This is a genomic window from Enterobacter sp. 120016 (assembly GCF_018383635.1).
Taxonomy (GTDB): Bacteria; Pseudomonadota; Gammaproteobacteria; order Enterobacterales; family Enterobacteriaceae; genus Enterobacter; species Enterobacter asburiae_D.
On record NZ_JAHAWC010000007.1, the window covers coordinates 204,721 to 227,458 of the forward strand.

The following is a 22,738-nucleotide window of genomic DNA, read 5'->3' on the forward strand; positions in this document are numbered from 1 at the left end:
GAGGTTGATATGCAATACATCAAAATCCATTCGCTGGATAACGTTGCCGTCGCGCTGGCTGATTTGACCGAAGGAACGAGCGTCACGTTCGACGGTCAGTCGGTCACGTTGCGCCAGGCTATTGGGCGTGGACACAAGTTTGCCCTGATCCCCATTGCGAAAGGGGAGAACGTGGTGAAGTACGGTTTGCCCATCGGTCATGCGCTGGCGGATATTGCGCCGGGTGAATATATTCACTCCCACAATACCCGCACCAATCTGAGCGATCTGGACGAGTACAGCTATCAACCTGATTTCCAGGCGGAAGCCGGGCAGGCGGCAGATCGTGAGGTGCAGATCTACCGTCGCGCCAGCGGCGAGGTGGGGATCCGCAACGAGCTGTGGATCCTCCCGACCGTCGGCTGCGTGAATGGGATTGCGCGTCAGATCCAGACGCGTTTTCTGAAAGAGACCAACGATGCCGAAGGCACTGACGGCGTGCATTTGTTCAGCCACACCTACGGCTGCTCGCAGCTCGGCGACGACCACATCAATACCCGCACCATGCTGCAAAACATGGTGCGTCACCCGAACGCGGGCGCGGTGCTGGTGATTGGTCTGGGCTGCGAGAACAACCAGGTGGACGCCTTCCGCGAAACGCTGGGGGAATTCGACCCTGAGCGCGTGCATTTTATGGTGTGTCAGCATCAGGACGACGAAGTGGAAGCGGGCATTGAGCAGCTTCATCAGCTGTACGACGTAATGCGCCACGACAGGCGCGAGCCGGGCAAGCTGAGCGAGCTGAAGTTTGGGCTGGAGTGCGGCGGGTCTGATGGCCTGTCCGGGATCACCGCTAACCCAATGCTCGGCCGTTTCTCGGACTACGTGATTGCCAACGGCGGCACCACGGTGCTGACCGAAGTGCCGGAAATGTTCGGCGCGGAACGTATTCTGATGAGCCACTGCCGCGACGAAGAGACGTTTGAGAAGACCGTCACCATGGTGAACGACTTCAAACAGTACTTCATTGCCCACAATCAGCCGATTTATGAGAACCCGTCGCCGGGCAACAAGGCGGGGGGGATCACCACGCTGGAAGAGAAATCCCTCGGCTGCACTCAGAAAGCGGGCGCGAGCCAGGTGGTGGACGTGCTGCGCTACGGCGAGCGCCTGAAAACGCACGGTCTGAACCTGCTGAGCGCACCGGGCAACGATGCGGTCGCCACCAGCGCGCTGGCGGGTGCCGGCTGCCATATGGTGCTGTTCAGCACCGGGCGCGGTACGCCGTACGGCGGTTTTGTGCCGACGGTGAAAATCGCCACCAACAGCGAGCTGGCGGCAAAGAAAAAGCACTGGATCGACTTTGATGCGGGCCAGCTGATCCACGGCAAAGCGATGCCGCAGCTGCTGACGGAGTTCGTGGACGCTATCGTGGAATTTGCTAACGGTAGGCAGACCTGCAACGAGAAGAACGATTTCCGCGAGCTGGCGATTTTTAAAAGCGGTGTGACGCTTTAATCGGTGCGGCCTGATGCCCTCACCCTGGCCCTCTCCCACGGGGAGAGGGTACAAACACTAAAAACGGCAACCTCAGGGTTGCCGTTTTGCTGTTAACCTCGCAGGGCGTTCTTCGCTAAACGCGCGTCTTCCGCCTGGCATACGGCGGCGGTGAACATCACGTCGGTGGAGGAGTTAATCGCCGTCTCGCAGGAGTCCTGCAATACGCCGATGATAAAGCCCACCGCAACTACCTGCATGGCGATCTCGTTCGGGATGCCGAACATATTACACGCCAGCGGGATCAGCAGCAGGGAACCGCCCGCCACGCCGGATGCGCCGCAGGCACAGAGCGCAGCAACGACGCTTAGCAGCAGAGCCGTTGGCAGATCCACCGGGATACCCAGCGTATTGACCGCCGCCAGCGTCAGCACCGTAATGGTAATTGCCGCCCCCGCCATATTGACGGTCGCCCCCAATGGGATTGAGACGGAGTAGGTATCGCGGTCCAGATTCAGCTTCTCACACAGCGACATGTTGACCGGAATATTCGCCGCAGAGCTGCGGGTGAAGAAGGCGGTCACGCCGCTTTCGCGCAGGCACATCAGCACCAGCGGGTACGGGTTACGGCGGGTCTGCAGGAACACCAGCAGCGGGTTAATCACCAGCGCCACCACGGCCATACAGCCGATCAGAACCAGCAGCAGTTGGGCATAGCCCCACAAGGCCCCAAAACCGGTCGTTGCCAGCGTCGAGGCGACAAGACCAAAAATACCAATCGGTGCGAAGCGGATCACCACCGTCACGATAAAGGTCACGGCGTTAGAAACGTCGGTGATCAGGTTTTTGGTGGTGTCATTGCTATGGCGCAGGGCAAAGCCCAGGCCCACCGCCCACACCAGAATGCCGATATAGTTGGCGTTGATCAGCGCGTGAATCGGGTTTGCCACAATGCTCATCAGCAGGCCGTGCATCACCTCAACAATGCCCGCAGGTGGCGTAATGTCGGTTGCGCCGGTGGTCAGCTGCAGCGTGGAAGGGAAGATAAAGCTAACGATAACCGCCGTCAGCGCGGCGGAGAACGTACCCAGCAGGTACATCCACAGAATCGGGCGAATATTGGTTTTTTGCCCCTGCTGGTGGTTGGCGATTGAGGCCATCACCAGGGTCAACACCAGAACCGGCGCGACCGCTTTCAGCGCGCCGACGAACAGCGTGCCGAGCAGGCCGGTGGCCTCGGCGGCAGGTTTCGAGATCAGTGCCAGCGCGATGCCGAGCACAAGGCCAACCAGTATTTGCTTAACGAGGCTGCCGCGCGACAGACGCGCAAACAGACCAGACGAAGATGCGGTCATGGGGATTCCTTAAGTGAAATTGCGTTCCATCCCGGATGTGCTCTAAGTCACATTTATGTCCGGATGTAAGTACATGTTTGCCTGGTCGAGTATAGGGAAAGTGTCTTCGGAGGGAAGCGTAAAATGCTGGATTTTACGTGTTGCATCATGTTTTTTAACTACTGCATTACAAATGTGTGTTCACCCTCTCCCTGTGGGAGAGGGCCGGGGTGAGGGCATCAGCCCGCACCGACCGTTTTACTCCACCTGCTGCTTCTTATCGTGCTGGCGGTTAACCCAGGTATTGATAATCAGCGTCACGATCAGAATGCCAAACACCACGCCGAGCGAAATGGCGATCGGGATATGGTAGAAATCGACGATCAGCATCTTGATACCGATAAACACCAGGATCACCGACAGACCGTACTTCAGCATCGAGAAGCGCTCCGCCGCGCCTGCCAGCAGGAAGTACATCGCACGCAGGCCGAGGATGGCGAACAGGTTTGAGGTCAGGACGATGAACGGGTCGGTTGTCACCGCGAAGATAGCCGGAATGCTGTCCACCGCGAAAATTACGTCGCTCAGCTCAACCAGAATCAGCACCAGCAGCAGCGGGGTTGCAAACAGCAGGCCGTTCTTGCGCACGAAGAAGTGCTCGCTCTCAATCTTGTCGGTCATGCGCAGATGCCCACGGATCCACTTCACCAGCGGGCGATCGCCAATCGCGGAGCCGTCCTCTTTCGCCAGCGCCATCTTGACCCCGGTGAACAGCAGGAACGCGCCGAAGACGTACAGCAGCCATTCGAACTGGGTAATCAGCCAGCTGCCGGCGAAGATCATAATGGTACGCAGAACAATGGCACCCAGCACGCCGTAAACCAGCACGCGGCGCTGCAGGGCAGCAGGCACGGCGAAGTAGCTAAACAGCATCAGCCAGACGAAGACGTTATCGACCGCCAGGGCTTTTTCAATCAGATAGCCGGTGAGGAAGGCGAGCGCCTGAGGATCGGCCACCGCGCGGCCTTCGGTCGAGGCCAGATACCACCAGAAGGCGGCACAGAACAGCAGGGAGAGGGTGACCCACACCAGAGACCAGGCCGCAGCCTGTTTGATGCTCATGCCGTGTGCGCCGCGACGCCCCTGCAAAAAGAGGTCGATCGCCAGCATGATGAGCACGACAACCGCGAATCCGCCCCACAACATTGGAGTGCCGACAGAATGCATACTATTTTCCTTACACATAAAAAACAAAAACGGCCATGGTCAGAAGACGATAGCCGTTAGCTTTTTATGCATAGACCTCGCCTTCCGGCAAGGTCTCACTTACAACCACGAGGGTTGCCCGGCGACCGGATGCGTGTTTAACGCATCGTAATGACGATCCACCGGCGAAGAAGTTACTCCCCTTTGCAGGTAACAAAATATGTCAGACCATTGGTTTCGTCAATGGTCTGCGCCGTTTCATTACACAGCTTTACGCGATAGCTTCCGCGCCTACGCCGTCTGCCGGGAACACCACGCCGGTCTGGCGGCGGATCTCCGTTTGCAGCTTCGCCGTGGTGCGGCTCACCGCCAGGCCAGGGTGATTCACTTCGTTGTCTTCCACCAGACGGGCGAAGACCTCTGCCTCATAGAGCATAGTGTTAATATGCTGAGGCTGCGTCAGCTCCTGCGCTTTGCCGCCGCGAGGCACAAAGCTCACTTTCTGGCACTCGGAGATCTTCTCGATAACCAGCGAGCCCGCCTCGCCCTGAATTTCGCTCGGCAGCACGGAATCGCTCACCTTGGAGTGCTGCAGCGTGACGCTGAAATCACCGTAGTCCAGCACCGCTAAGCCGTGCGCATCCACGCCGCTCTCCAGCAGGCTGGCGGTGGCCGTTACGCCGTGCGGCTCGCCCCACAGGGCCACGGCGGAGGCCAGACAGTAGAAGCCGATATCCATAATCGAGCCGTTCGAGAAGGCCGGGTTAAAGGTGTTCGGGTTCTCGCCGTCCAGGTAGCGCTGGTAGCGCGACGAGTACTGGCAGTAGTTGATAAAGGCTTTACGCACTTTGCCAATTTTCGGCAGGGACTGCTGCAGCAGCAGGAAATTCGGCAGGCTGGCGGTTTTGAACGCTTCGAACAGCACCACCTGGTTTTCGCGGGCAAGCGCAATGGCCGCTTCCACTTCCTGGATATTTGAAGCCAGCGGCTTCTCGCAAATCACATGCTTTTTGTGGCTGAGAAACAGCTTTGTCTGCGGGAAGTGCAGGGAGTTCGGGCTGGCGATATACACCGCGTCAATGGCGTCGCTTTGCGCCATCTCATCAAGCGAGGTGAAGAGATGCTCAACGAGATAGTCGTTAGCAAAACTCTGCGCCTGCTCAAGGCTGCGGGAATAGACTGCGGTGAGTTTAAGTTTGCCGGTTTCGTGGGCGGCGTCGACGAACTGGCGTGTGATCCAGTTCGTACCAATGACTGCGAAACGTATCATAAACGTTTACGTACTCCGTAGCGGGGAACCTTTAGCCACTGTAGCACGTCATCATGACAATTCGCGTGCGCTATTCCGCATTACCATTTAACGATAAATGCGTAAGCCATAGCCGGGTATCAAACTCCAGCTGGTGGTACTGCGGCTCCATGTGGCAGCACAGGGAATAGAACGCTTTGTCGTGCTCTTTCTCTTTCAGGTGCGCCAGCTCATGGACGACGATCATCCGCAGAAAGGCTTCCGGCGCGTTACGGAACACCGTCGCGACGCGGATTTCGGCCTTCGCCTTCAGCTTGCCGCCCTGCACGCGGGAGATGGCGGTGTGCAGGCCGAGCGCGTTTTTCAGCACGTGGATCTTGTTGTCGTATATCACCTTGTTGATCGGCGGCGCGCTCTTCAGATACCGGCTTTTCAGATCCTGCGTATACTGCCAGAGGGCCTTATCGGTCGCGAAATCGTGCGTGCCGGGATAGCGTTTTTCCAGCACCGCGCCGAGCTTCTGCTCGGCAATCAGGCTGCGAACCTGAGTCAGTAAATGCTCCGGATAGCCCTGGAGATAAGTAAGTTGGTTCATCAACGCCCCAAATCGACAATAAAACGGGTATACTCACGCACCCTTTTCAGGGATACGCCAAATTTTACCATTCAGGAGGGCCGATGAGCCACTTAGACAACGGTTTCCGTTCACTCAACCTTAAACGTTTCCCGGAAACGGACGACGTTAACCCGCTCATGGCGTGGGAAGCTGCGGATGAATATCTGCTGCAGCAGTTGGATGAGACTGAAATCCGCGGCCCGGTTTTGATCCTGAATGACGCCTTTGGCGCGCTGGGCTGCGCCCTGGCGGAACACACGCCTTACAGCATCGGCGATTCCTACCTGAGCGAGCTGGCGACGCGTGAAAACCTGCGCCATAACGACATCGAAGAGTCCAGCGTGAAGTTCCTCGACAGCACCGCGGACTACCCGCAGGCGCCGGGCGTGGTGCTGATCAAAGTGCCAAAAACCATGGCGCTGCTGGAGCAACAGCTTCGCGCGCTGCGTAAGGTCGTGACGCCTGAAACGCGCATCATCGCGGGTGCCAAAGCGCGCGATATTCACACCTCGACGCTGGAGCTGTTCGAGAAAGTCCTCGGGCCGACCACCACGACGCTGGCCTGGAAAAAAGCGCGCCTGATCAACTGTACCTTCAGCGCGCCGGAGCTGGCCGACGCGCCGGAGACCCTGAGCTGGAAGCTGGAAGGCACCGACTGGACCATCCACAACCATGCGAACGTCTTCTCCCGCACCGGGCTGGATATCGGGGCGCGTTTCTTTATAGAACATCTGCCGGAAAATCTGGAAGGTGAGATTGTCGATCTAGGCTGCGGTAACGGCGTGATTGGCCTGACGCTGCTGGCGAAGAACCCGGACGCCAGCGTGGTGTTCAGCGACGAGTCGCCAATGGCGGTGGCCTCCAGCCGTCTGAACGTGGAAACCAACATGCCGGAAGCGCTGGACCGCTGTGAGTTTATGATCAACAACGCGCTGTCTGGCGTAGAGCCGTTCCGCTTCAACGCGGTGTTCTGCAACCCGCCGTTCCACCAGAAGCACGCCCTGACGGATAACGTCGCGTGGGAGATGTTCCACCACGCGCGCCGCTGCCTGAAAATCAACGGCGAGCTGTACATCGTGGCGAACCGCCACCTGGACTACTTCCACAAGCTGAAGAAGATTTTCGGCAACTGCGTCACCGTTGCGACCAATAACAAGTTCGTGGTGCTGAAAGCGGTGAAGCTGGGACGTCGTCGGTAAGATTGGGTATGTGTGGCCTGATGCCCTCACCCCAACCCTCTCCCACAGGGAGAGGGAGCAAACACTAAAAACGGCAACTGGGTTGCCGTTTTGCTTTTACCTTGGCCGCCCGGCAATGCCCTAGATCGCCAGAGCTAACTTCGTTCCCTGCGCAATTGCCCGCCGCGCGTCCAGCTCCATCGCCACGTCGCATCCGCCGATCAAATGCACCGTTTTACCTGCTTCGCGCAGCGGATCCGCCAGATCGCGCTTCGGCTCCTGCCCGGCACATAAAATGACGTGATCCACGCGCAGCAGCTGCGGTTCGCCGCCGATCGTGACGTGCAGACCCTCGTCGTCGATCTTCTGGTAGCTGACCGCCGGGATCATCTTCACCCCGCGTGAGAGCAGGGTGGCGCGGTGGATCCAGCCCGTGGTTTTGCCCAGCCCTTCGCCCGGCTTGCTGGCCTTACGCTGCAGCATCACGATCTGGCGCGGGCTTTTCGGCAGCTGCGGCCCTTCCGGGCGCAATCCGCCGGACTGGCTCAGGCTGGTGTCGATACCCCATTCCACGCAAAACTCGGCAATGTTCTGGCTGGTGGCCTCGCCCGGCTGGCTTAAATACATGGCGGTATCAAAACCGATCCCGCCGCAGCCGATAATCGCCACCTTCTCGCCAACCGGCGTTTTGTCACGCAATACATCCAGATAGCTCAGCACTTTCGGATGATCGATACCCTCGATCGCCGGCAGGCGCGGTACGATCCCGCTCGCCAGGATCACCTCATCGAAACCGATCAGATCCGCCGCGCTGACAAACTGGTTAAGCCGCAGCTCGACGCCTGTAAGTTCGATCATCCGGCGGTAGTAGCGCAGGGTTTCATAGAACTCCTCTTTGCCGGGGATCTGCTTGGCGATATTAAACTGCCCGCCAATCTCCGCCAGCGCATCAAACAGCGTCACGCTGTGCCCGCGCGAGGCGGCATTTACCGCAAACGCCAGCCCCGCCGGGCCTGCGCCCACCACGGCCAGGCGTTTTTTATTGACCGCCGGAACGACCGGCATTTTGGTTTCATGGCAGGCGCGCGGGTTGACGAGACAGGAGGTGACCTTGCCGACGAAGATCTGATCCAGACAGGCCTGGTTACAGCCGATGCAGGTATTAATCTCGTCCGCACGGCCGCTTTGCGCTTTGGACAGCAGTTCGGCATCCGCGAGGAACGGGCGCGCCATCGACACCATATCGGCGTCGCCGCGTGAGATCACATCGTCCGCCACCTGCGGATCGTTAATGCGGTTAGTGGTGACCAGCGGAACAGACACTTTGCCTTTCAGCTTCCGCGTTACCCAACTGAACGCCGCGCGCGGCACCGGCGTGGCGATGGTAGGGATGCGCGCCTCGTGCCAGCCAATCCCAGTATTGATAATCGTGGCGCCTGCGGCTTCAATCGCCTGCGCCAGCTGCACGGTTTCGTCGAACGTCCCGCCGCCTTCCACCAGATCGAGCATCGACAGGCGGAAGACGATAATAAAGTCCGCGCCCGCACGTTCGCGCACCGCGCGCACCACCTCCACGGCAAAGCGCATCCGGCGGGCATAGTCGCCGCCCCATTCGTCGTCGCGCTGGTTGGTGCGGGCGGCGAGGAACTCGTTGATCAGGTAGCCTTCTGAGCCCATCACCTCAACGCCGTCGTAGCCCGCCTCGCGGGCCAGCGCCGCGCAGCGGGCGAAGTCGTCGATTAGCGCCAGGATCTCATCGTGGGTCAGGGCGTGAGGTTTAAAACGGTTAATCGGTGCCTGAAGAGCCGACGGCGCGACCAGGTTCGGCTGATAGCTGTAGCGTCCGGTGTGCAGGATTTGCAGGGCGATTTTACCGCCCTCGCGGTGTACCGCGTCGGTCACAATGCGGTGGTGCGGCAGCTGTGACGCATCGTTCAGGACCGCGCCGCCCTCCATGCCCACGCCGGAAGGTGCAGGGGCCACGCCGCCGGTGACAATCAGCGCCACCCCGTGGCGGGCGCGCTCGGCATAGAAGGCTGCCAGACGCTCGGCCCCGTCCGGATGCTCCTCCAGCCCGGTGTGCATCGACCCCATCAACACGCGGTTTTTGAGTGTGGTGAACCCCAGATCGAGAGGGGCGAATAACGACGGGTAGCGGCTCATAGTCTCTTCCAGTGTAAAATTATTGTTATGTGGTCGGATGAGTTAATAATTTAGCCAGCGGCAGCGGAAAGGTAAAAGCGGGATCGAATGATTGTGATAGATCTCAAAGAACTTCCCCGGTGGCGCTGCGCTTACCGGGGCTACAAAACCGTAGGCCGGATAAGCGCAGCGCCATCCGGCGTTTTTTACGGCGCCGTTGCGCGCACTAGCCCCGGTGCCTGCCACATCGACGTCGTCAGCCCGCTGTCCACCAGCCCAAGCTGGTCGGCGTACACCGCCTGCCATTTCTGCATCATGCCGTCGTACAGCTCGCGGTGCTGCGGGTTCGGCGTGAACTCGCGGCTCCACTTCACCAGCCGCTCGCCCATCGAAGCCATATCCGCAAACAGCCCCGCGCCCGCACCTGCCGCAATGGCGCAGCCGAGCGCCGTCGCCTCTTTCACTTCCGGCACGCGCACCGGCAGGCCGGTGACGTCGCTTAAGATCTGGCTCCACAGGGCGCCCTTAGCCCCGCCGCCCGCAAACACCAGGCTTTCAAACGTCACGCCGGAGAAGCGCGAAATTTGCGCCAGGTTACAGGCCGAGACGATGGCCGCATTCTCCTCCAGGGCGCGGAACAGCGTCGCTTTGTTGCACTTTTCCGGGTCGATGGAGAGGTTAATAAACGACGGCGCGGCGTGGTACCACTGCTTAAAATGCATCGCGTCGGAGAAGATCGGCATCACCCCGTGGGAGCCTGCCGGCACGCGGCTCGCCATCTCTTCCAGCAGGGAGTAGGTGTCCATCCCCATCCGCTCGGCAATCAGCTTTTCCTCCGCGCAGAAGGCGTCGCGGAACCAGCGCATGGTCAGCCCGGTAAAGAAGCTGATCGACTCCGCCTGCGCCATGCCGGGAATAACGTGCGGGTTCACGCGGATGTTCATCTCGGGGTCGGTGCGCACCTGCGGCAGGTTCACCACCTGCTGCCAGAAGGTGCCGCCCAGCACCGCCGTTTGCCCGGCGCGGACCACGCCCAGCCCCAGACAGCCCAGCTGTACGTCGCCGCCGCCCATCACCACCGGGGTGCCTTCGCGCAGGCCGCTCTGCTGCGCGGCCTCTTTGGTGATAGCGCCCAGCACGGTGCCGGTCTCTTTCACCGGGGAGAGGATATCGGCGCGCAGCCCGGCCATGTCGAGCAGCGCCGGACGCCAGTCGCGGGAGAAGAGATCGAGCATGCCGGTGGTGCCCGCGTTAGACGGGTCGACCGCCAGCTCGCCGGAGAGCTTCGCCGCCAGCCAGTCGCTGATCATGGTGATGGTCGCGGCCTTGCGATAAATATCCGGGCGATGGTGCGCCAGCCACAGCAGGCGCGGCATGGCGCTCAGCGCCAGCGTCTGGCCGGAAACTTCATACACTTCGGATTCAAAACGGTCGTCGTGGATCTCTTTGAGTTCGGCCACCTCGCGGCTGGCGCGGGCGTCGACGTTGGCGCAGGCCCAGATGGCCTCGCCGTTGCGGTCGTATAGCACGATCCCTTCGCGCATGGAACAGCAGGCGACGGACTGAATGTCCGCCGCGCTCAGGCGCGCGCGCTCCAGCGCCTGATGAATGCACCGGCAGGCCAGCTGCCAGTTGGTCTCGAGGTCGAACTCCATCGACCCCGGCACGTTCTCCACGCTCAGGTGCTTCCACTCGGCCTGGCCGACGGCAATCTGGTTGCCCTGTAAATCGAAAATAACGGCGCGAACGCTGCCTGTCCCTGCATCTAACGCTAAAAGGTAACTCATGAGCTTGCCTCATTGTTAGCGCAGGGCAACCCCGTTACGTCAGGGCCAACACCGCGCGGGCTGTCGTCTCCTCCGTCACCAGGCCATTGATACGGCGACCCTTCAGTGCGGCATAAATCGCATCGGCTTTCTCTTCCCCTCCGGCCACGCCAACGATGGTGGGCAGCTGCGCCAGTTCATCGAGCGTGACGCCCAGCAGTTCTTTATGGATCTCCAGCTCCTCGACGCATTCCCCTTCGGCATTGAGGAAATAGCCGAGAATGTCGCCGACCGCCCCTTTGCGGGCGTACATCAGCTGTTCACCTTCGCTGATATAGCCGGAACGCAGTATCGTCGCGTCACGGCGCTGGTTCACCGACCCAATGCCGACCACCGCCACGTCGGCGGCTGTGGCGGCGAGGATCACGTCCCGCACGCTGGTTTCGCGTTTTAAGATCCCGGCCACCTCGGCGGATGACACGCGAAGCGGGGCGGGGATCATGCTGACGCTGCAGGCCGCATCCAGCTGGCCGATACCGGTCATATAGGGCCCGACGCCGCCGGAGAGCGTCACCAGGCGGATCTGCTGCGAGCTGATAAAGCCGCTCAGGTGCTGCAGGCTGCTCATGGTGGTTTCACCAAACCCCACCGCCAGCAGTTGGCCGGGCTCCAGTACGCCCATCAGCGACTGCGCCGCGCCAATGCCGAGCCGCACGTTCATCGGCGGCGTATTTAACGCGGGCATCACGCGCACCAGCTTCAGGCCAAAGCGCTGCTGTAGCTCGGTCTCCAGCGCCAGGCAGCCCTCGTAGCGGGAGTTGATCTGCACGCGGATCACCCCGGACTGACGGCCCTTCTCCAGCAGGCGAGAAATCTTCAAGCGCGGCAGCCCGAGCCGCTCGCCGATGTCGTTCTGGGTCAGCCCGTCGTGGTAGTAGCACCAGGCCACGCGCGCAACCAGCTCCTCTTCCGCCAGTGCCAGCCCGGCAAACCGTCCTTCTTCCGCAGTGCGTTTATCGCTCATAGTTGAACTCTTATAAAAATTTAGATCATATGTTCGTGATGGCGCGGGCGGAAAGTGTGAGCCACGCGGCAAAACGGATCTTTTAGATCGTTTCTGGTTTATCTGTATCTCAATCGATAAAACTGTGATCCCTGCACGGTTGTAAATATAGTTCACCGTCTACGCTTTTGAACATTATTAAATCTAAAAATCATTTGTTCAATAGCGGAGCGATGATGACACCACTTCTCGACGCGCGGAATATCAGCAAGCAGTTCTCAGGCGTGCCGGTTCTAAAAGGCATTGATTTCACGCTGCTTGCGGGCCAGGTGCACGCCCTGATGGGCGGAAACGGCGCGGGAAAATCGACGCTGATGAAGATCATCGCCGGGGTCGAAACGCCGGACAGCGGTGAACTTTCTGTCGAGGGGCAGTCATATGCGCGGCTCACGCCCGTGCAGGCGCACAGGTTAGGCATTTACCTGGTGCCGCAGGAGCCGCTGCTGTTCCCCAACCTGACGGTGCGGGAAAACATCCTGTTCCGCCTGCCGCGCGAGCGCGATCTGGAAAAGCGGCTGGCGGAGAAACTCCAGCAGCTGCAGTGCCAGCTTAATCTCGACGCCGCTGCCAGCACCCTGGAAGTGGCGGATCAGCAGATGGTGGAGATCCTGCGCGGGCTGATGCGCAATGCCAGGATCCTGATCCTCGACGAACCTACGGCCTCCCTCACGCCGGGCGAAACCGAGCGGCTGTTCCGCCAGATCCGCGCCCTGCAGGCGCTCGGCGTCGGGATTGTGTTTATCTCGCACAAATTGCCGGAAATCCGCATGCTTTCGAGCCACGTCTCGGTGATGCGCGACGGCGCGGTGGTGCTGAGCGGCGAAACCGCGCAGTTTGACGACAGCGCCCTGATCGCCGCCATGACGCCGGTAAGCCGGGAGAAATCCCTCAGCGATACGCAAAAGCTGTGGCTGGCGCTGCCGGGCAACCGCCGCACTCAGGCGCAGGATTTCCCGGTGCTGCGGGTGGACGATCTCACCGGAGAAGGGTTTATCGATCTTAGCCTTGAGATCTACGCCGGGGAGATCGTCGGCCTGGCCGGGCTGGTGGGATCCGGGCGCACCGAGCTTGCAGAAACGCTTTACGGCCTGCGGCCGGTACGCGGGGGCCGCGTCTGGCTGGAGAATCAGGATATTACCGGCGAGCCGGTAAGTTCACGCCTGGAAAAAGGGCTGGTCTACCTGCCGGAAGACAGGCAGGTGTCCGGCCTGTTCCTCGACGCGCCGATCCGCTGGAACACCGTGGCGCTGAACGAGCCGTCGATTTGGCAGCAGCGCAAGCGGGAGTCTGCGGTGGTAGAGCGCTATCACCGGGCGCTGGGGATCAAGCTCAACCATGCGGATCAAACCGTGCGCACGCTCTCCGGCGGCAACCAGCAGAAGGTGCTGCTCGCGCGCTGTCTCGAGGCCAACCCTTTACTGCTGATCGTCGATGAACCGACGCGCGGCGTGGACGTCTCGGCGCGTGCGGATATCTACCAACTGATAAAAAGCGTGGCGGCGCAGAACGTGGCGGTGCTGATGATCTCAAGCGATCTCGACGAGTTTCCCGGCCTTGCGGACCGGGTGCTGGTGATGCATCAGGGCGTGCTCAGCGGCGAGCTACCGCGCCACGCCGTCAGCCTCGACAGGATGATGGCGCTGGCGTTCGGAGGGCAATCATGAAGACCTTACTGAAAAACCGCGAGCTGAGCGCGTTTCTCGCGATTTTGGCGCTGTTCGCCGTGCTGGTGGCGCTGAATCCGTCCTACCTGAGTTTACAGACGCTGGGGATGATCTTCGCCAGCTCGCAGATCCTGATCCTGCTGGCCATCGGCGCGGCTCTGGTAATGCTGACCCGCAATATCGACGTGTCCGTCGGCTCCATTGTCGGGCTGTCCGCCATCGCCGTCGGCGTGGCGCTTAACAGCGGCTACAGCCTGCTCGTTTCCATTCTCTTCGCGCTGTCGACTGGCGCGCTGGCCGGGGCGTTCAACGGGCTTCTGGTGGTGGGGCTGCGCATCCCGGCGATTGTCGCCACCCTCGGCACGCTGGGGCTGTACCGCGGGGCGATGCTGCTCTGGACGGGCGGAAAGTGGATTGAGGGGCTGCCGCCGGGGCTGAAATCCCTTTCTGAGCCTGCCGCCGTCGGCATTTCGCCGCTCGGCATGCTGGTGTTGATCGTCGCGGCCACAGGTGCGTGGACGCTGTCGCGCACCGCGTTCGGGCGTGATTTTTACGCCGTGGGGGATAACCTCGCCGCCGCGCGCCAGCTGGGCGTGGCGGTGAACCGCACCCGCATGATTGCCTTTACCCTGAACGGCATGCTGGCGGCCTGCGCCGGGATCGTCTTTGCCGCGCAGATTGGCTTTGTGCCCAACCAGACCGGCAGCGGGCTGGAGATGAAGGCCATCGCCGCCTGCGTGCTCGGCGGTATTTCGCTGCTGGGCGGCACGGGCACGCTGGTTGGCGCGCTGCTCGGCGCCTTCTTCCTGACACAAATCGACACCGTGCTGGTGCTGTTCAGGCTCCCGGCGTGGTGGAACGACTTTATCGCCGGGCTGGTGCTGCTGGGCGTGCTGGTGCTCGACGGGCGCCTGCGCCAGGCGCTGGCGCGCCATCAGAGGGCGCTGAAGTACGGTCGCTTCCAGCCGGGTAACAAAGGGGGAAAGCACGTCACCCCGTTTCCCAAACGCAAAAAAGAGGTGGCGTAAATGAGGCTTAACTGGGAAAGCGCGCTGCTGATTTTACTGGTGCTGGAGATCCTGCTCTTTGGCGCCATCAACCCGCGCATGCTCGACGTCAACATGCTGCTGTTCAGCACCAGCGACTTCATCTGCATCGGCATTGTGGCGCTGCCGCTCACGCTGGTAATTATCAGCGGCGGGATCGACATCTCCCTCGGCTCGACCATCGGCCTGTGCGCCATCGCGCTGGGGGGGATGATGCAGGCCGGGTGGCCGATGGCGGTCGCCGTTCCATTGACGCTGCTGCTCGGCCTGCTGTGCGGATTATTTAATGCCGCGCTTATTCACTACACCGGCATCAGCCCGCTGGTGATCACCCTTGGCACGCTCTACCTCTACGGCGGCGGCGCGCTGCTGCTCTCCGGGATGGCGGGAGCGACGGGCTACGAGGGCATCGGCGGCTTCCCGGACAGCTTCACGGCGTTCGCTAACCTCACGGTGCTGGGTCTGCCGATCCCGCTGGTGCTGTTCGCGGTGATTACCGTCTTCTTCTGGCTTATTACCCACCGCGGGCGCTTTGGCCGTCATCTGTTTTTGATCGGCCAGAATCCTCGCGCGGCGCGCTATGCGGCGCTGTCGGTGAACGGCATGCCCTACGCGCTGTACGGGCTGGTGGGCGTGGCCTCCGCCATTGCCGCGCTGGTGATGGTCTCCTATTTCGGCTCCGCGCGTTCGGATCTGGGGCGCGATTTGCTGATGCCCGCGCTCACCGCCGCCGTGCTCGGCGGGGCCAATATCTACGGCGGGTCAGGTTCGGTTGTCGGTACGGCGCTGGCGGCGCTGCTGGTGGGCTACCTGCAGCAGGGTTTACAGATGGTCGGCATCCCTAACCAGGTGTCGAGCGCGCTGTCAGGGGCGCTGCTGGTTGTAGTGGTGATGGGACGTTCGCTGAGTCTGCACCGCGAGTGGGTGCGTTCTCTCTTTAGAAAACTATCCGGAGCGTAAGATGAAAACAAAACTGTTCGTCCTGGCAATGGCCCTCAGCTTCGCCTCGGCGCAGGCGGCGGACCGCATTGCCTTTATTCCGAAGCTGGTGGGCGTGGGCTTCTTCACCAGCGGCGGCAACGGCGCGAAAGAGGCGGGAAAAGACCTCGGCGTGGACGTGACCTACGACGGCCCGACCGAGCCGAGCGTCTCCGGCCAGGTGCAGCTGATCAATAACTTCGTTAACCAGGGCTATAACGCCATCATCGTCTCCGCCGTGTCGCCGGACGGCCTCTGCCCGGCACTAAAGCGCGCGATGCAGCGCGGCGTCAAGGTCCTGACCTGGGATTCCGACACTAAGCCGGAGTGCCGCAGCATCTATATCAACCAGGGGACGCCGGAGCAGCTTGGCGGCCTGCTGGTGGAGATGGCGGGCAAGCAGGTCACCAAACCGAACGCTAAAGTGGCGTTCTTCTACTCAAGCCCCACCGTTACCGACCAGAACCAGTGGGTGAAAGAGGCGAAGGCCAAAATCGAGAAAGATCATCCGCAGTGGCAGGTCGTGACGACCCAGTTTGGCTATAACGACGCCACCAAATCCCTGCAAACCGCCGAAGGGATCTTAAAAGCGTATCCGGATCTGGATGCAATCATCGCCCCGGACGCCAACGCGCTGCCTGCGGCGGCGCAGGCGGCGGAAAACCTGAAGCGCGAAGGGGTGGCGATTGTCGGCTTCAGCACGCCGAACGTGATGCGTCCGTACGTTGAGCGCGGCACGGTGAAAGCCTTCGGCCTGTGGGATGTCGTACAACAGGGCAAAATTGCGGTCAATGTCGCCGATCGCCTGCTGAAAAAAGGCGATCTTAACGTCGGCGACAGCGTGGACGTAAAAGATATCGGCGCGCTGAAGGTCGAGCCGAACAGCGTGCAGGGCTACCAGTATGAGGCGAAGGGCAACGGCATCGTGCTGCTGCCGGAGCGCGTGGTGTTCACCAAAGAGAACATCAGCAAATACGATTTCTGACGGGGGAGCAAATGGCTGATTTAGACGACATCAAAGACGGCAAGGATTTTGGCATCGGCACGCCGCAGCAGAACGTGCCTTACACCCTGAAGGGCTGCGGCTCGCTGGACTGGGGCATGCAGTCCAGGCTTTCGCGCATCTTCAACCCGCAGAGCAACCGCACGGTGATGCTGGCCTTTGACCACGGCTACTTTCAGGGACCGACCACCGGCCTTGAGCGTATCGATCTCTCCATCGCGCCGCTGTTTGGTGAAACCGACGTGCTGATGTGCACCCGCGGCATCCTCAGGAGCCAGGTGCCAGCCGCGACGAACAAACCGGTGGTGCTGCGCGCCTCCGGCGGTAATTCGATTCTGGGCGAGCTGTCGAACGAGTGCGTGGCGGTGGCGATGGAGGACGCGCTGCGCCTGAACGTCTGCGCCGTGGCGGCACAGGTGTACATCGGCAGCGAGTTTGAGCATCAGTCGATCAACAACATCATCAAGCTTGTCGATGCGGGCGCGCGCTACGGGATGCCGACGCTGGCGGTGACGGGCGTGGGGAAAGAGATGGCGCGTGACGCGCGCTATTTCTCGCTCGCCAGCCGCATCGCCGCCGAAATGGGGGCGCAGTTCGTCAAAACCTACTACGTGGACGAGGGCTTTGAAAAAGTGACCGCCAGCTGTCCGGTGCCGATTGTCATCGCCGGGGGCAAAAAGCTGCCGGAGCACGAGGCGCTGGAGATGTGCTGGCGCGCTATCGATCAGGGCGCGTCCGGCGTGGACATGGGGCGCAACATCTTCCAGTCCAGCGCGCCGCTCGCCATGCTGAAGGCGGTGAAGAAAGTGGTTCACGAGAACTGGAACGCCCGCGATGCGTTCCAGTTCTGGCAGGAAGAGAAACAGGGAGAAGCACAATGAACGTGACGCTGGTTGAAATCAACATCAAGCCCGAGCGGGTGGACGAGTTTCTGGAGGTGTTTCGCGCCAACCACGAGGGGGCAATCAAGGAGCCGGGAAACCTGCGCTTTGACGTATTGCAGGACCCGAGGGTGAAAACCCGGTTCTTTATCTACGAGGCCTATAAAGACGAGGAGGCGGTGCTGGCGCATAAGCAAACCCCGCACTATCTGGCGTGCGTGGATAAGCTTGAGGAGTTGATGTCGGAGCCGCGTAAGAAACGCAGTTTTGTGGGGCTGTTGCCGGAGTAGCGGATTTGCCCGGTGGCGCTGCGCTTACCGGGCCTACGGGTACGAGGTTGTGTTGATTTTGTAGGCCGGGTAAGTTTTGTAGGCCGGGTAAGCGCTAGCGCCACCCGGCGTTGTTCAGGCCAGCTCCAGCAGCTGTACCCGAGCCGTTGCCCCCGGCATCAGCCGCTGCAGGTTGTTGACCAGCTCTTCTCCTGCCTCTTCCAGTGCCGCAAGCGGCATCGACGGCTGGCTTTCAAGAATAAACCACATAGATTGCGCCTGTCTGTCCAGACGGGTACGCACCCCCTGTCGCCAGTTCCAGCGGCGGCAGGTGACGCCGAGGTCGTCGCGCCAGATAACCTCGCCAGCATCCGGGTATTCCACCACCGGCTGGCCCTCTTTAAAGGTATCAAACGGCTCGCTGCCGTCGGCCAGCGTCAGACGCGGAGCGCTCGAGTACGCCGCAAGATTTTCCCCTCCTACCGGAATGGCATAGCGAATGCTCACCGCGTTATAGATATCCACGACCGGATCCAGCGACGGCAGCGAACCGTCTTTCAGCACCCGCTTGCGCAGGGCTGCGGCGGAACAGGGCGTGCGTTTCGGTTTCGCACCGAAGGCTTTAAACACCTCATCCCAGCCAGAAAGGTGTGCATCAGCCCACGGCACATCATCATTCAACATCTGCTGGCAGGCCTGCGCCAGCGCGGCTGCCGCAACCTCCGGGTGGGTAATCGGCGCAGCTTCAACCAGAATGCTCAGCGCCCGAAAGCCCGGGGCAATCCCGGCAAGACGCGAATCTATTGACGGCGTAACGAGAGACATAAATAATCCTGTATTGACTGTTTTATACCATGGTAGTGACCAATGACTGATAAAGTCAATATAATGACTGATTCGGGTGCCGATGTTGCCCAGGTAAGCCTGGCCGTGGCGAACCGCATCCGCAACTGGCGTAAAGAGAAAAAGCTGTCGCTGGACGAGCTGTCCCGCCGCGCCAGCGTCAGCAAAGGGATGCTGGTGGAGATCGAAAAGGGCGCAGCCAACCCCAGCATCGCCATTTTGTGCAAGCTGGCCGCCGCGCTTGGCATCTCCGTGGCGGATATCGTCAACGTCTCCAGCGAGCCGCTGGTGCATGTTATCGAAGAAGCGGCGATCCCGGTGCTGTGGCAGGGTGCACAGGGTGGACGCGCCAGACTGCTGGCGGGTACCGCGGGACCGGACATGATTGAGTTATGGCAGTGGGAGATGCAGCCGGGGGAGCGCTTTACCTCTCCGGGGCACCCGGCGGGAACCTGTGAGCTTCTGCACGTGAACGAAGGCGTTTTAACGCTGACGGTGGACGAGACGGTGACCCAGGTTAACGCTGGCGCATCGGCGGTGGCGAAAACGGAAGCGGCGCACGGCTACGCCAATGAAGGCGATACCGTGCTTCGCTTCACCATGACGGTGGCGGAGTTTCACCGATAAAAAGTAGGCCGGGTAGGCGTAGCGCCACCCGGCGTTGATTACGCCTCTTCCACGCTCACCCGCAGCGCTGCCAGCGCTTTACGCGCCGCTTTCAGCACCTGCTCACACTGCTCAATCGTCAGCGTCAGCGGCGGTTCTATGCGGATGGTTTTCGAGTTGTTGAGCGTTCCGGCCACCAGCACCCGCTGGCGGAACATCTCGCTCGCGAAGCTATAGCCGGTTTCGTTATCGACAAACTCAATCGCCATCAGCATTCCTTTCCCACGCGCGTCCTGCACCAGGTCCGGATACTCCCGGCCTAGCTGACGGAAGCCGTCCAGCAGCATGTCGCCTTTCTGCTCCGCCTGGGCGGGAAGGTTTTGCTCCAGCAGCACGTTGATGGTCGCCAGCGCGGCCGCACAGGCCAGCGGGTTACCGCCAAAGGTGGTGGTATGCAGGAACGGATTGTCGAACAGCACCGAGAAGACCTCCTCGGTAGCCACCGTCGCGCCAATCGGCATCACGCCGCCGCCGAGCGCCTTCGCCAGGCACAGAATGTCCGGCTGAACGTTTTCGTGCTCGCAGGCAAACATCTTGCCGGTGCGCCCCATCCCTGTCTGGACTTCGTCGAGGATCAGCAGGGCGCCAAACTCATCGCACAGCTGACGCACGGCGGGCAGATAGCCCTGCGGAGGGAGGATCACGCCGCCTTCGCCCTGAATCGGCTCCAGGATCACCGCCGCCACGTCATCGCCGGTTTTACGGCATTCGCTCAGCACGGTGCGCATGGCGTTGATGTCGCCAAACGGCACGTGGCGGAAGCCCGGCAGCAGCGGCATAAACGGTTTACGGAAGGTGGATTTGGCGGTAGCAGACAGTGCGCCCAGGGATTTACCGTGGAACGCGCCGCTGGTGGCGATAAAGGTGAATTTCCCGCGCGGCGACTGGTACGCTTTGGCGAGTTTAATCGCCGCTTCGACCGATTCCGTGCCGCTGTTGCTAAAGAAGCTGTATTTCAGCTTGCCGGGCGTTAAGGCCGCCAGCGTTTTCGCGAGCATGGCGCGAAGCGGGTCGAGCAGTTCCTGGCTATGGAGAGGTTGTTTCGCAAGTTGATTCTGTACGGCGGAAACCACAACTGGATTACGGTGCCCCACGTTGAAAATTCCAAAACCTCCCAGGCAATCTATAAACTCCTGTCCCTGGGTGTCGACAAGCGTGTTAAGACTTCCCGCTTGCCACTCTACGGCTCCGTAATCCCCGCCGGCGGTAACAGATTTGCGATATTCCAGAAACCCTGGATTGACGTGCTCTTTAAAGTAATCGATGACCTCTCGGTTAAGTTGTTTCATCTCCTCATGATCGAGCGTTCGCTTTTCAATGAGATTCAGTGCGTGCGCGGTACAGGCAAGAGCCGAGGCGCTGGAAGGTAACCTGTTCAAAATGTGCTCCCGGGGATCGCGTATCACATGATACTGGATTAAGTATTGCAGGGATTACGCCACTTCAGATGACTTAACGAAAATCGGGATAAACGCCAGGTTAAAATTATGTTGCACAATATTTAATCATGCCGGAGCAACCGAAACGGGATTTAGCGGTACAGGAAAGAGAGGATAAATGAGGGCGGAAAAGCGCAGCTGCACTAAAGAAGTGCATTCGCTGCAACTTAAGTGGGCATTAACTGGTCATGCTTTATAGGTAATTTCTTTACGAAAGTATTTGAAATCAATGAATTATAAAATCGTACAAAAAGTATGGTTTAAGTGAAATCTGCGATCTTCATCAAGTTTAACAACTAAAGATAAATTGTTTACCGCCGAAAAAACATTGACCCACAAAATTAACATTCAAATAACCTGCAAGGGATGCCCACGATGTCCTCTCCAACCTATGTCACCCAGAATGAATATCCTCTGGACGATGACACCACCTTAATGTCTACCACAGACGTCCACAGCTATATCACACACGCCAACGACACCTTTGTGCAGGTGAGCGGCTACCAGCTTGATGAGCTGACGGGCCAGCCGCACAATCTGGTACGCCACCCCGACATGCCAAAAGCCGCGTTTGCCGATATGTGGTACACGCTGCAGCAGGGCGAGCCGTGGAGCGGGATTGTCAAAAACCGGCGCAAAAACGGCGACCACTACTGGGTGCGTGCGAATGCGGTGCCGATGGTGCGCCGCGGGCAGGTGACGGGCTATATGTCCATTCGCACCAAAGCCACAGCGGAAGAGATTGCCACCGTGGAGCCGCTCTACCGGGCGCTGAACGACGGGAGCTGTAAGAAACGTGTGCACAAGGGGCTGGTGGTTGGAAAAGGCTGGCTGGGCAAACTGCCGGCTATGCCGCTGCGCTGGCGCGTGCGCAGCGTGATGGCGGTGCTTTTTGCCGTTCTCGCCGCCACGCTGGTCGCGACCTCCGCCGGGTGGATGCCGCTCGCCGCAGCCGCGCTAGTGATGCTGCTGGGGACGCTGCTGTTTGAGCAGCAGATTGTCCGCCCGGTAGAGAATGTGGCCCGACAGGCGCTGAAGGTCGCAACCGGTGAGCGCAACAGCGTGCAGCATCTGAACCGCAGCGACGAGCTGGGGCTGACGCTGCGCGCGGTCGGGCAACTGGGCCTGATGTGCCGCTGGTTAATCAATGACGTGTCGAGCCAGGTGGTGAGCGTCCGTGACGGCAGCGACAGGCTGGCGCAGGGGAACGAAGATCTCAACGATCGGACGCGTCAGACCGTGGCGAACGTGCAGCAGACCGTTGCAACAATGAACCAGATGGCCGCTTCCGTTCAGAGTAACTCTGAAACCGCCGCCGAGGTGGACAAACTCTCCGTGGCCGCGAGCAGCGCGGCCACGAAAGGGGGCAACGCGATGCAGACCGTGGTCAAAACCATGGATGACATTGCCGACAGCACGCAGCGAATTGGCTCGATTACCTCCCTGATTAACGATATCGCTTTCCAGACCAATATTCTGGCGCTGAACGCGGCGGTTGAAGCGGCAAGGGCAGGGGAGCAGGGCAAGGGTTTTGCCGTGGTCGCGGGCGAAGTCCGCCATCTTGCCAGCCGCAGCGCCAGTGCCGCGAATGATATTCGTAAACTGATTGATGCCAGCGCCAGCAAGGTGCAGTCCGGCTCTGAGCAGGTGCACGCCGCAGGCCGTACGATGGATGATATTGTCGAGCAGGTGAAAAACGTGACGCAGCTTATCGCCCAGATCAGCCACTCGACCTCCGAGCAGGCAACCGGACTGTCAGAGTTGACCCGCGCGGTCGCCGAACTCGACAGCATCACGCAGAAAAACGCCGACCTGGTCGAGGAGAGCGCCCACATTTCCGCGATGGTGAAGCACCGCGCCGGACGCCTTAAGGATGCGGTAACCGTGCTCCATTGATTCAATAATGTTCCGGAAAAGCC

At 60.4% G+C, this 22,738-nt stretch carries 19 protein-coding genes; 10 read left to right on the plus strand and 9 right to left on the minus strand.

The features are described from left to right. Nucleotides 1-9 precede the first annotated feature (9 nt). The gene (locus tag KIF87_RS12775) at nucleotides 10-1,497 is read left to right on the plus strand and encodes a UxaA family hydrolase (RefSeq protein ID WP_213328906.1); all 1,488 of its coding nucleotides are present in this window, start codon (nucleotides 10-12) and stop codon (nucleotides 1,495-1,497) included. A 92-nt stretch (nucleotides 1,498-1,589) separates the two neighbouring features. Here KIF87_RS12775 and sstT read toward each other — a convergent pair whose 3' ends face one another. The 4 genes from sstT to KIF87_RS12795 form a co-directional block, all read right to left on the minus strand. Further along, the gene (gene sstT, locus KIF87_RS12780; protein WP_213328907.1) at nucleotides 1,590-2,831 is read right to left on the minus strand and encodes a serine/threonine transporter SstT; all 1,242 of its coding nucleotides are present in this window, start codon (nucleotides 2,829-2,831) and stop codon (nucleotides 1,590-1,592) included. Between the two features lie 237 nt (nucleotides 2,832-3,068). Continuing rightward, nucleotides 3,069-4,037, minus strand: coding sequence for a TerC family protein (locus KIF87_RS12785; protein ID WP_032650327.1), 969 nt, complete (start codon nucleotides 4,035-4,037; stop codon nucleotides 3,069-3,071). Nucleotides 4,038-4,287: 250 nt separating this feature from the next. After that, complete coding sequence (locus tag KIF87_RS12790; RefSeq protein WP_213328908.1) at nucleotides 4,288-5,286, minus strand: Gfo/Idh/MocA family protein; 999 nt, start codon at nucleotides 5,284-5,286, stop codon at nucleotides 4,288-4,290. A 70-nt stretch (nucleotides 5,287-5,356) separates the two neighbouring features. After that, on the minus strand, nucleotides 5,357-5,860 hold the full coding sequence (locus KIF87_RS12795) for a YgjP-like metallopeptidase domain-containing protein (protein WP_213328909.1): 504 nt from the start codon (nucleotides 5,858-5,860) through the stop codon (nucleotides 5,357-5,359). Nucleotides 5,861-5,943: 83 nt separating this feature from the next. On the opposite strand from KIF87_RS12795, the gene rlmG reads away from it, so the two are divergent. Further along, a complete protein-coding gene (gene rlmG / locus KIF87_RS12800) occupies nucleotides 5,944-7,080 on the plus strand; it encodes a 23S rRNA (guanine(1835)-N(2))-methyltransferase RlmG (protein ID WP_213328910.1) in 1,137 nt (378 codons plus the stop codon). 120 nt (nucleotides 7,081-7,200) lie between these two features. On the opposite strand, the gene KIF87_RS12805 is transcribed toward rlmG, so the two are convergent. From KIF87_RS12805 to lsrR, 3 genes are all read right to left on the minus strand, one after another. Then, nucleotides 7,201-9,222, minus strand: a complete 2,022-nt coding sequence (locus KIF87_RS12805) for an NADPH-dependent 2,4-dienoyl-CoA reductase (RefSeq protein ID WP_213328911.1) — start codon at nucleotides 9,220-9,222, stop codon at nucleotides 7,201-7,203. A 185-nt stretch (nucleotides 9,223-9,407) separates the two neighbouring features. Then, nucleotides 9,408-10,988: an autoinducer-2 kinase gene (gene lsrK, locus KIF87_RS12810; RefSeq protein WP_213328912.1), complete on the minus strand. Its 1,581-nt coding sequence runs from the start codon at nucleotides 10,986-10,988 to the stop codon at nucleotides 9,408-9,410. Nucleotides 10,989-11,022: 34 nt separating this feature from the next. After that, nucleotides 11,023-11,991 carry a transcriptional regulator LsrR gene (gene lsrR / locus KIF87_RS12815; RefSeq protein WP_010435856.1) on the minus strand — a complete coding sequence of 323 codons (969 nt, stop codon included), beginning with the start codon at nucleotides 11,989-11,991 and terminating at the stop codon, nucleotides 11,023-11,025. A gap of 215 nt (nucleotides 11,992-12,206) precedes the next feature. On the opposite strand from lsrR, the gene lsrA reads away from it, so the two are divergent. The 6 genes from lsrA to lsrG are packed head-to-tail and all read left to right on the plus strand — an operon-like array spanning nucleotide 12,207 to nucleotide 17,892. Next, nucleotides 12,207-13,694: an autoinducer 2 ABC transporter ATP-binding protein LsrA gene (lsrA, locus tag KIF87_RS12820; protein WP_213328947.1), complete on the plus strand. Its 1,488-nt coding sequence runs from the start codon at nucleotides 12,207-12,209 to the stop codon at nucleotides 13,692-13,694. Next, complete coding sequence (gene lsrC, locus KIF87_RS12825; RefSeq protein WP_213328913.1) at nucleotides 13,691-14,722, plus strand: autoinducer 2 ABC transporter permease LsrC; 1,032 nt, start codon at nucleotides 13,691-13,693, stop codon at nucleotides 14,720-14,722. The genes lsrA and lsrC overlap by 4 nt, the downstream gene beginning before the upstream one ends. Continuing rightward, nucleotides 14,723-15,700, plus strand: coding sequence for an autoinducer 2 ABC transporter permease LsrD (gene lsrD, locus KIF87_RS12830; RefSeq protein ID WP_213328914.1), 978 nt, complete (start codon nucleotides 14,723-14,725; stop codon nucleotides 15,698-15,700). It begins immediately after the preceding gene. Between the two features lies 1 nt (nucleotide 15,701). Next, nucleotides 15,702-16,703, plus strand: a complete 1,002-nt coding sequence (gene lsrB, locus KIF87_RS12835; RefSeq protein ID WP_042715406.1) for an autoinducer 2 ABC transporter substrate-binding protein LsrB — start codon at nucleotides 15,702-15,704, stop codon at nucleotides 16,701-16,703. Between the two features lie 11 nt (nucleotides 16,704-16,714). Further along, entirely contained in the window at nucleotides 16,715-17,602 is an 888-nt protein-coding gene (lsrF, locus tag KIF87_RS12840) for a 3-hydroxy-5-phosphonooxypentane-2,4-dione thiolase (protein WP_213328915.1), read from the plus strand. Beyond that, nucleotides 17,599-17,892: a (4S)-4-hydroxy-5-phosphonooxypentane-2,3-dione isomerase gene (gene lsrG / locus KIF87_RS12845; RefSeq protein ID WP_003862606.1), complete on the plus strand. Its 294-nt coding sequence runs from the start codon at nucleotides 17,599-17,601 to the stop codon at nucleotides 17,890-17,892. The genes lsrF and lsrG overlap by 4 nt, the downstream gene beginning before the upstream one ends. A 114-nt stretch (nucleotides 17,893-18,006) precedes the next feature. Here lsrG and KIF87_RS12850 read toward each other — a convergent pair whose 3' ends face one another. Next, a complete protein-coding gene (locus KIF87_RS12850) occupies nucleotides 18,007-18,696 on the minus strand; it encodes a B3/B4 domain-containing protein (RefSeq protein WP_213328916.1) in 690 nt (229 codons plus the stop codon). A 42-nt stretch (nucleotides 18,697-18,738) separates the two neighbouring features. On the opposite strand from KIF87_RS12850, the gene KIF87_RS12855 reads away from it, so the two are divergent. Continuing rightward, nucleotides 18,739-19,341: a helix-turn-helix domain-containing protein gene (locus KIF87_RS12855; RefSeq protein ID WP_213328917.1), complete on the plus strand. Its 603-nt coding sequence runs from the start codon at nucleotides 18,739-18,741 to the stop codon at nucleotides 19,339-19,341. A 38-nt stretch (nucleotides 19,342-19,379) separates the two neighbouring features. Here the strand turns inward: KIF87_RS12855 and ygjG are convergent, their stop codons facing one another. Continuing rightward, nucleotides 19,380-20,759 (minus strand): putrescine aminotransferase, encoded by a 1,380-nt coding sequence (ygjG, locus tag KIF87_RS12860; RefSeq protein ID WP_032660397.1) that lies wholly within the window; start codon nucleotides 20,757-20,759, stop codon nucleotides 19,380-19,382. A 435-nt stretch (nucleotides 20,760-21,194) separates the two neighbouring features. On the opposite strand from ygjG, the gene KIF87_RS12865 reads away from it, so the two are divergent. Then, nucleotides 21,195-22,715 carry a methyl-accepting chemotaxis protein gene (locus KIF87_RS12865; RefSeq protein WP_213328918.1) on the plus strand — a complete coding sequence of 507 codons (1,521 nt, stop codon included), beginning with the start codon at nucleotides 21,195-21,197 and terminating at the stop codon, nucleotides 22,713-22,715. Nucleotides 22,716-22,738 lie beyond the last annotated feature (23 nt).